The following is a 7826-nucleotide window of genomic DNA, read 5'->3' as shown; positions in this document are numbered from 1 at the left end:
CGCCGAGGACTTTGTTGGAGTGGCGGTTGCGGATGCGGTACCAGCCGTCGCCGTTGGGGACGAGCTGCCAGAGGTGGTCGTCCGTACCGCTGTCCGCGAACTGGACGACGTGGGCGCTGTCGGCGGTGGACATGTTGTCGACGCCGAGGACTTTGTTGGAGTGGCGGTTGCGGATGCGGTACCAGCCGTCGCCGTTGGGGACGAGCTGCCAGAGGTGGTCGTCGGTGCCGTTGTCGCTGAACTGGACGACGTGGGCGCTGTTGGCCGTGGACATGTTGTCGACGCCCAGGACCTTGCCGGAGTGCAGGTTACGGATCCGGTACCAGTCGTCGGAGAGCCACTGCCCGGCGTCCGGACCGGCCGTCGGGAAGGCCGTGATCCGCAGCCGCGCCGCACCCATGGGAATGAGCGTGACCTCCTCCACCGGCTCGGTACTGCGCGCCGGGCTGTCCTGGAGCGGGGCGACGACATGCTCACTGTCCGTGCTCCACTCGGGAATCCGGCGGGCGCGCGCGGTCATGGTCAGCGGGGTGCCGTCCAGGGTGAACGGGTTGTCGTCGGGGGTGCGGTGGGCGGCGTGGAGGCTCAGCGACGAGGCCGGCTTTCCGCCGTCCAGCACGAGCCCGTAGTTCCAGGCACTCGTGGCATGTACCTCGTACTCCGGGAACTGATCCGTACCGCCGATGCGCCGGTACTCCTCACCGATCCGGAGGGAGTACGTGAGCGGCCCGTGGTCGACGCTCACCGCGCCGTGGTTCTTCGCCCAGCTGCGTACGGTCGTGCGCTGGGGGAAGCGCAGGGTGACCCTGTCCCCATCCGCCCACGTACGCTCGACGCGGGTGAAGGCCGGGCCCGCGGGTGCCTCGACGCGGCGTCCGTTGACCCGGATCTCCGGTTCCGCGCACCAGGCGGGAACGCGCAGCACGAGAGGGAAGCGCAGGTGCTTCGGTGACTTCAGGGTCAGGGTGACCGTGTCCCCGAACGGATATCCGGTCTCCTCGGTGAAGGTGACCTCGGTGCCTCCGGCGACCTTCGCGGTGACCTCGCAGCTCGCATACATCGCGGCGGCCAGGCCCCCGTCCGGGGTGGCCAGCCACAGCTCCTCGACGAAGTACGGCCAGCCCATCCCGTAGTTGTGCGGACAGCAGCGGTACTGGTCGACACCCGGCAGGTACGCCTGCATGGCAAAGCCGTTCTGGAACTGCCGCTCCTTCTTGGGCACATTGTCCAGATCGACGCTGTTGGCGCTGGTGATGTAGTGGACCGCCCGGCCCGACGGGTCCAGGGCGGCGGGCAGCGAATTGAAGGCCAGTTCCTCGCAGCGGTCGGCCCACAGCGGATCGCCGGTGATCCGGGTGAGCAGCTGGTGGCCGGCCATGAACTCGACGATGCCGCAGGTCTCGAAGCCCTGCCGGGGGTCGCTGTGCCCGGGGCGCGCGTTCTCGTCCCCGGCGAAACCGCCGCCCGGGAACTGCCCGTACTGGTCCATCGCCTTGCCGTACGTCCCGTACGTGGCACGGGTGTCGGCGGCAGAACCGCTGCGCAGGGCGTACTGGGCCGGCTCGCGGAAGCCCTGCGCGATGTTCACATTGTGCAGGTTGACCAGATTGTCGCCCCAGTCCGCCCCGTACGTATGGATCTTGTCGGCGAGATCGAGGAGAAAGGTGTCGCCGGTGCGGTTGAAGAGCCAGAAGACGCTGTCCAGGCCGTCGCCCCAACGCAGAGCGATCCAGCTGGTGTTGAAGGCACCCGGCCCCTGGGCGCTCATGTACCGGAAGAACCTGCTGAGGAAGGGGATGACCCGGTTGTCGCCGCTGTACTCCTGCCAGGAGCGCAGGGCCTGGACGAGGGGGAGGAAGGGCCAGAAGTCCGGGCCGCCGTTCAGTGACGTACGCAGCGACTTCGGGCCGAAGAAGCCGTCGCTCTGCTGCGTGCCGAGGATCGCGTCGAACCAGCGGCGTACGGCTGCCAGAGCCTTGGTGTCCCCGGTGACGATCGCGAGATCGGTGTAGCCGCGCAGCCAGTACGGGACCTCTTCCCAGCCGCCCAGGTCGGGACGCACCCAGCCGGTGGTGGAGAAGTCGAGGAAGTGCGAGAACTCCTCGTAGCGCCCGCACAATCCGTCGAGCTGGAGCCGGAGTTGTCCGGCAAGCCAGCCGCGCGCGGTGATCCTGCCCGGGGGCAGTCTCAGGAACGCAGTCGGGTGCAGGGGCGCGGCGTTGGGGGAGTAGTGCCCGCCGTGAGCGGGCGTCACCCGGTGCTCGGTGGCGGTTGCGGTGGTGGCCCAGCGGCCGGACGCGGTCGTTGCGGCCGCGGTGGCCAGTGCACCGGCCATCAGTTGTCTGCGGTTGAGGGGCATGGGTGAGAGCTCCTGCTCTGCCGACTGTGCGGGACATCGGCCCAAGTGGGGAAAGGGGCCGTGAGTTGGAGCCAGGGCGAGCCGGTTCAGAATCGGCCGCTGTTCCCACGCGTGGCAAGGATGCCGTCGGGCTCGATGGCAGCGGTGCGTCAACTTGCTTGCAACGTTGGAAATTGGCGTCCGGCCGTATGACAGCACGCCTCCGAGCCGCTGTCCAGAGGTTCCGCACCGCCTCGTGGTCCGCCACGGCCCCGTTCTCGCTCCGGGGTCCGACACTTTTTGGAAACGCATCGGCAACTCTCTTGCCGCCCGCGCCGCGCCGCCTATATAACGTTGTAAACCGAGCCGCCGACAGGTCGCGCAGGCTCTCACGACCACCGGTTCGGCAGCTGTTCGCGCAGCTCGGAGCGGGGTCGTGAGTAATGCAGTGACATCACCCGCCCAGCGGTTGATGCATCGTCCAGCCATGCCCCGACCGCATGCCAGCGAGCGTGCCGTCAACCCGCCAAGGAGCGTCCCGCGCATGATGATCCAGCGCCGATCCCGTACCCTCGCCGTGGCCTGCCTCCTCGCCGCCACCGCCACGCTGGCCGCCTCCGGCTGCTCCAAGTCGGAAACCTCGAACAATGCGGGCGGTGACAGCAGCCAGGGCGCCCAGGCGGCCAAGACCCCCGAGAGCAGCTCCGGTTCGGGCTGCTCGCTGCAGACCTACGGCGCGCCGAAGCTGGACCTGAAGAACGCGGTGGTCGGCTTCTCCCAGTCGGAGAAGGAAGCCAACCCGTTCCGTATCGCCGAGACCCAGTCCATCAAGGACGAGGCCGAGAAGGTCGGCGTGAAGAAGCTGCTCACCACCAACGCGCAGTCGCAGCTCTCCAAGCAGATCAGCGACATCCAGGACATGCTGTCCCAGGGCGCCCAGTTCCTCATCGTCGCCCCGCTGAACTCCGACGGTCTGGAGCCGGCGTTCAAGGCGGCCGCGGCCAAGAAGGTCCCCGTCCTGACCATCGACCGCAAGGTCAACTCCACCGCCTGCAAGGACTATGTGGCCTTCCTCGGCTCCGACTTCGTGGAGCAGGGCAAGCGTGCAGCGGACGCGATGATCAAGGCGACCGGCGGCAAGGGCAAGGTCGCCATCCTCCTCGGCGCGTCGGGCAACAACGTCACCACCGACCGCACCAAGGGCTTCGTCGACCAGCTCAAGGCCCAGGCGCCCGGCCTGCAGATCGTCGCCCAGCAGACCGGCGAGTTCGCCCGCGACAAGGGCCAGCAGGTCATGGAGCAGCTCATCCAGTCCAAGCCCGACATCACCGCCGTCTACGCGGAGAACGACGAGATGGGGCTCGGTGCCGTCACCGCGCTGAAGGCCGCCGGGAAGAAGCCGGGCAAGGACGTCAAGATCGTCTCCGTGGACGGTACCCGAAACGCCGTGCAGGCCTTGGTCAACGGCGAGTACAACGCCGTCATCGAGTCGAACCCGCGCTTCGGACCGCTCGCCTTCGCGACCGCCCAGAAGTTCTACGGCGGCGAGGAGATCCCGGAGAACGTCATCATCTCCGACCGGGCGTACGACGAGTCCAACGCCAAGGCGTCGCTCGGCGGGGCGTTCTGACCGTACCCATCCGCAGGGACGCGCAGCCCCCGGTCCACCGCCGCCGTGGCACACCACCCGCCACGGCGGCATCGGGCCCACATCCTTGGAACAGCGGAAGGCCAGGACAACTCATGGCACCACCCGAAGCAGCACCGCAGGCGCCGGAGCCGGCCGCCCACTCGAAGGAGGTGACCGTCCCGACCGCCGCCGGCACCGTCCTCGAAGCCCGCTCGGTGAGCAAGCGGTTCCCCGGTGTCGTCGCCCTCGACGACGTCTCCTTCTCCCTGCGTGCCGGGGAGACCCATGCGCTGGTGGGGGAGAACGGCGCAGGCAAGTCCACCTTGATCAAGGTCCTGACCGGTGTCTACCGGCCCGACGGGGGCGAACTCCGGCTGAACGGACAACCCATCAGGTTCGCCCGGCCGTTCGAGGCCCAGCAGGCCGGGATCTCCACGATCTACCAGGAGGTGAACCTCGTCCCGCTGATGAGCGTGGCGCGCAACATCTTCCTCGGCCGTGAGCCCAAGAACCGCCTCGGCCTCATCGACTTCTCCCGGATGCACCGCGAGACCACCGAACTGCTGGACGGCTTCGGCGTACGCGTCGACCCCCGAAGGTCCCTGCACACGCTGGGCATCGGCACCCAGCAGATGGTCGCCCTGGCCCGCGCCGTCTCGGTCAACGCCCAAGTCGTCATCATGGACGAACCCACCTCCTCGCTGGAGCCGCGCGAGGTCGAGACCCTCTTCCGGGTCATCGGGAACCTGCGCGGCCAGGGCATCGCCGTCCTCTACGTCAGCCACCGCATGGACGAGCTCTACCGGATCTGCGACCGCGTCACCGTACTCCGGGACGGCCACCACATCCACACCGGCGACCTCGCCGACCTCGACCGCATGCAGCTCGTCTCGATGATGCTCGGCCGCGATCTGTCCGAGGTCCGCCGCACCGGCCTCACCAGCTTCGGCAGCGAGGGGCACGACGCGGCACGTACCCCCGTACTCACCGCGGCCGGCCTTTCCCGACGCCATCAACTCCATGACATATCCCTGTCGTTGTACGGCGGCGAAGTCCTCGGCCTCGGTGGCCTCCTCGGCTCCGGCCGCAGCGAGACGGCAAAGGCCCTCGCCGGAGCCCTGAGCCTGGAATCCGGCGAACTCTGTGTCGAAGGACGGAAGTTGCGAAGGCTCAGCTCGGCCGGAGCCATCCGCGCCGGAATCAGCCTGCTGCCAGAGGACCGCAAGGCCGAAGGCATCGTCCCCGGCCTCTCCGTGCGCGAGAACATCGTGCTGGCCGCCATGCCCCGCCTCTCCCGCTTCGGTGTGATCTCCCGCCGCAAGCAGGACCGCATCGTCGACATCTTCATGAAGCGGCTGCGGATCAAGGCCGCGAGCCCCGAGCAGAAGGTCGGCGAACTCTCCGGAGGCAACCAGCAGAAGGTCCTCCTCGCCCGCTGGCTCTGCCTGGAACCCAAGGTGCTGCTCCTCGACGAACCGACCCGCGGCATCGACGTCGGCGCCAAGGCCGAGGTCCAGAGCCTCATCGACGACCTCGCCCGCGAGGGCCTCGCCGTCCTGCTCATCTCCTCCGACATCGAGGAACTCATCGAGGGAGCCGACCGCATCGTCGTCCTGCGCGGCGGTTCGGTGGCGGGCGAACTCACGGGCGACGAGGTGACCGAGAGCCATCTCCTCGAAGTGCTCGCCGACCACTCACCGGCGCCCGCCGGCAAGGCCCCGGCCGCTCAGGAGGAACCCCGATGACCCAGGCCGCCCTCTCCACCCCCGCCCGCCCCCTGGCGCGGCTGCGCGACCCCGCCTGGTACCAGGAGTACGGCGTGTACGTCGCCGTGGCAGTGGTGCTCGTCTTCAACGCCCTGTTCACCGAGCACTTCATGACCGCCGACAATCTGCGCACCCAGCTCGTCCAGGTCGCCCCCATCGTCATCGTCGCCCTGGGCATGGCCCTGGTCATCGGCACCGAGGGCGTCGACCTGTCCGTCGGCTCGACCATGGCGCTCGCCGCCGCGCTCCTGCCGCTCTACCTCGGATACGGGCTCGTGCCCGCGCTCGTCGTCGCGCTGCTCGCGGGCGCCGTCGTCGGGGCGGTCAACGGCACCCTGGTCTCGCTCATCGGGCTGCAACCGATCGTCGCGACCCTCGCCCTCTTCGTCGGCGGCCGGGGTCTCGCCCTCGTCATGGCCGACGGTCAGCTCAAGCAGATCGTCAACCCGGATCTGCTCTCGCTCGGCACCGGCTCCTTCCTCGGCATCCCGCTGGTCGTGCTGATCGCCGGCATCCTCGCCGTGGCCGTCGCCTTCCTGGTCCGGCGCACCACTTTCGGCCGCCAGATCGTCGCCGTCGGAGGCAACCGCCCGGCCGCGGCCCTCGCCGGACTGCCCGTACGGCGCGTACTCATCGGTGTGTACGTGCTCTGCGGCGTCCTGGCCGCACTCGCCGGCATCCTCGCCACCGCCAGGCTCACCGCCAGCGACCCCTCCTCGCTCGGCACCCTCATGGAACTCTCCGCCATCACGGCGGTCGTGGTCGGTGGCACCCCCCTCAACGGCGGTTCCGTCCGGGTACTCGGCACCGTCGCGGGCGCCCTGCTGATGCAGCTGCTGCGCGCCACTCTCGTCAAGCACGACCTGCCCGACTCCACCGCACAGATCGCCCAGGCGGCCATCATCATCGCCGCCGTCTACGTCGCCCGGGAGCGTCGGTCCCGATGAACGAAACCACACCCGCCGCGGTGGCCCAGGTCCCGGCACCGCACAAGAGCTCCGCAGCACCCGGAGACGGCGCGCCCCGCCCGGCAGCCGGGTCCGAGCCCGCGCTCACGCAGCGGCTCGCCGAACTCCTTCAGCGCCAGGGCGTGCTCGCCGTCCTGCTGACCGTCGTGATCATCGCCTCGTTCGTCTACCCGACGTTCGGCACACTGGACAACGCCCGCGGTGTGACCGTGCAGGCGTCCTTCCTCGCCGTGGTCGCCCTCGGCATGACCTTGGTCATCATCACCGGCGGCATCGACCTGTCCGTCGGCTCCGTCTTCGCCCTCGGCGGTGTGCTCGCCGCCTGGGCCTCGCAATGGGGTCTTCTGCCCGCGCTGCTCGTACCGCTCGCGGTGTGCGGTGCGATCGGGCTGCTCAACGGCTTCCTGATCGCCCGCGCCGGGATGGCACCCTTCATCGTCACCCTCGCCACCCTGCTGGCGGCCCGTGGCATACTCCTCGCCTTCACCGACGAGGGCGCCACCACCTACCTCGTACCCAAGGGCTCCGCCTTCGCCGAACTCGGACAGGGCAGCGTATGGGGCTTCGGCCACCCGATCCTGATCGCCCTGGTGCTGTTCGGCGGCGGCGGACTGCTCCTGCAGCGCACCTCGTTCGGGCAGACCCTCTTCGCCGTCGGCGGCAGCAGCGACGCGGCCACCCTGATGGGCCTGCCCGTCGCCCGTACGAAACTCCTCGTCTACACGCTCAGCGGTCTGCTCGCCGGACTGGCCGGTGCGCTGAACGCGGCCAGGCTGACCTCCGGCGTCACCATCGTCGGCGTGGGCATGGAACTCGACGCGATCTCCGCCGTCGTCATCGGCGGCACCCTCCTCGTCGGCGGCGCCGGATCGATCAGCGGCACCCTCTGGGGAGTCCTGCTGCTGGCCGTCATCCAGAATCTCATCAACCAGATCGGCTCGCTGAACTCCTCCTACCAGTCGGTGGTCAGCGGAGGGTTCCTTATCGTTGTCGTCGTGGCCCAGCGCTATCTGGCGCGCAGCCGCAGAACCACCTGAGCCGTGCAGGTCGGGGCAGCGCCCCGAGCCGCGAAGCGCGAGCCAAGCCGATCCAGTGCGCACCGGTGCGCATCGAGCCGAGTCAGG

General features: G+C 69.0%; 5 protein-coding genes. 4 read left to right on the top strand and 1 reads right to left on the bottom strand.

The annotated features are described in order from the left end of the window. A partial coding sequence (locus ACFVYE_RS44325) for an RICIN domain-containing protein (RefSeq protein ID WP_389609175.1) occupies window positions 1-2359 on the bottom strand: 2359 nt, incomplete at its 3' end. Window positions 2360-2882: 523 nt separating this feature from the next. Here ACFVYE_RS44325 and ACFVYE_RS44320 point away from each other — a divergent pair. The 4 genes from ACFVYE_RS44320 to ACFVYE_RS44305 all read left to right on the top strand — a co-directional run bounded on the left by ACFVYE_RS44320 (window position 2883) and on the right by ACFVYE_RS44305 (window position 7739). Then, window positions 2883-3968 (top strand): ABC transporter substrate-binding protein, encoded by a 1086-nt coding sequence (locus tag ACFVYE_RS44320; RefSeq protein WP_383972387.1) that lies wholly within the window; start codon window positions 2883-2885, stop codon window positions 3966-3968. 113 nt (window positions 3969-4081) lie between these two features. Further along, the gene (locus tag ACFVYE_RS44315) at window positions 4082-5713 is read left to right on the top strand and encodes a sugar ABC transporter ATP-binding protein (protein WP_389609173.1); all 1632 of its coding nucleotides are present in this window, start codon (window positions 4082-4084) and stop codon (window positions 5711-5713) included. Continuing rightward, window positions 5710-6681, top strand: coding sequence for an ABC transporter permease (locus ACFVYE_RS44310; RefSeq protein ID WP_383972383.1), 972 nt, complete (start codon window positions 5710-5712; stop codon window positions 6679-6681). The genes ACFVYE_RS44315 and ACFVYE_RS44310 overlap by 4 nt, the downstream gene beginning before the upstream one ends. After that, window positions 6678-7739 carry an ABC transporter permease gene (locus ACFVYE_RS44305; protein ID WP_389609171.1) on the top strand — a complete coding sequence of 354 codons (1062 nt, stop codon included), beginning with the start codon at window positions 6678-6680 and terminating at the stop codon, window positions 7737-7739. Before ACFVYE_RS44310 ends, ACFVYE_RS44305 begins: the two co-directional genes overlap by 4 nt. The last annotated feature ends 87 nt before the right edge of the window (window positions 7740-7826 follow it).

Source organism: Streptomyces sp. NPDC058239, from assembly GCF_042882185.1.
In the GTDB taxonomy this organism is placed as follows: Bacteria; Actinomycetota; Actinomycetes; order Streptomycetales; family Streptomycetaceae; genus Streptomyces.
The sequence above is the reverse complement of the archived record's forward strand: the minus strand, read 5'-3'. Positions and strand labels throughout refer to the sequence as shown.

Bases quoted from the DNA above. Each gene is read 5' to 3' on its own strand.
- ACFVYE_RS44320 (WP_383972387.1), top strand. From the start codon at position 2,883: ATGATGATCCAGCGCCGATCCCGTACCCTCGCCGTGGCCTGCCTCCTC.
- ACFVYE_RS44315 (WP_389609173.1), top strand. From the start codon at position 4,082: ATGGCACCACCCGAAGCAGCACCGCAGGCGCCGGAGCCGGCCGCCCAC.
- ACFVYE_RS44310 (WP_383972383.1), top strand. From the start codon at position 5,710: ATGACCCAGGCCGCCCTCTCCACCCCCGCCCGCCCCCTGGCGCGGCTG.
- ACFVYE_RS44305 (WP_389609171.1), top strand. From the start codon at position 6,678: ATGAACGAAACCACACCCGCCGCGGTGGCCCAGGTCCCGGCACCGCAC.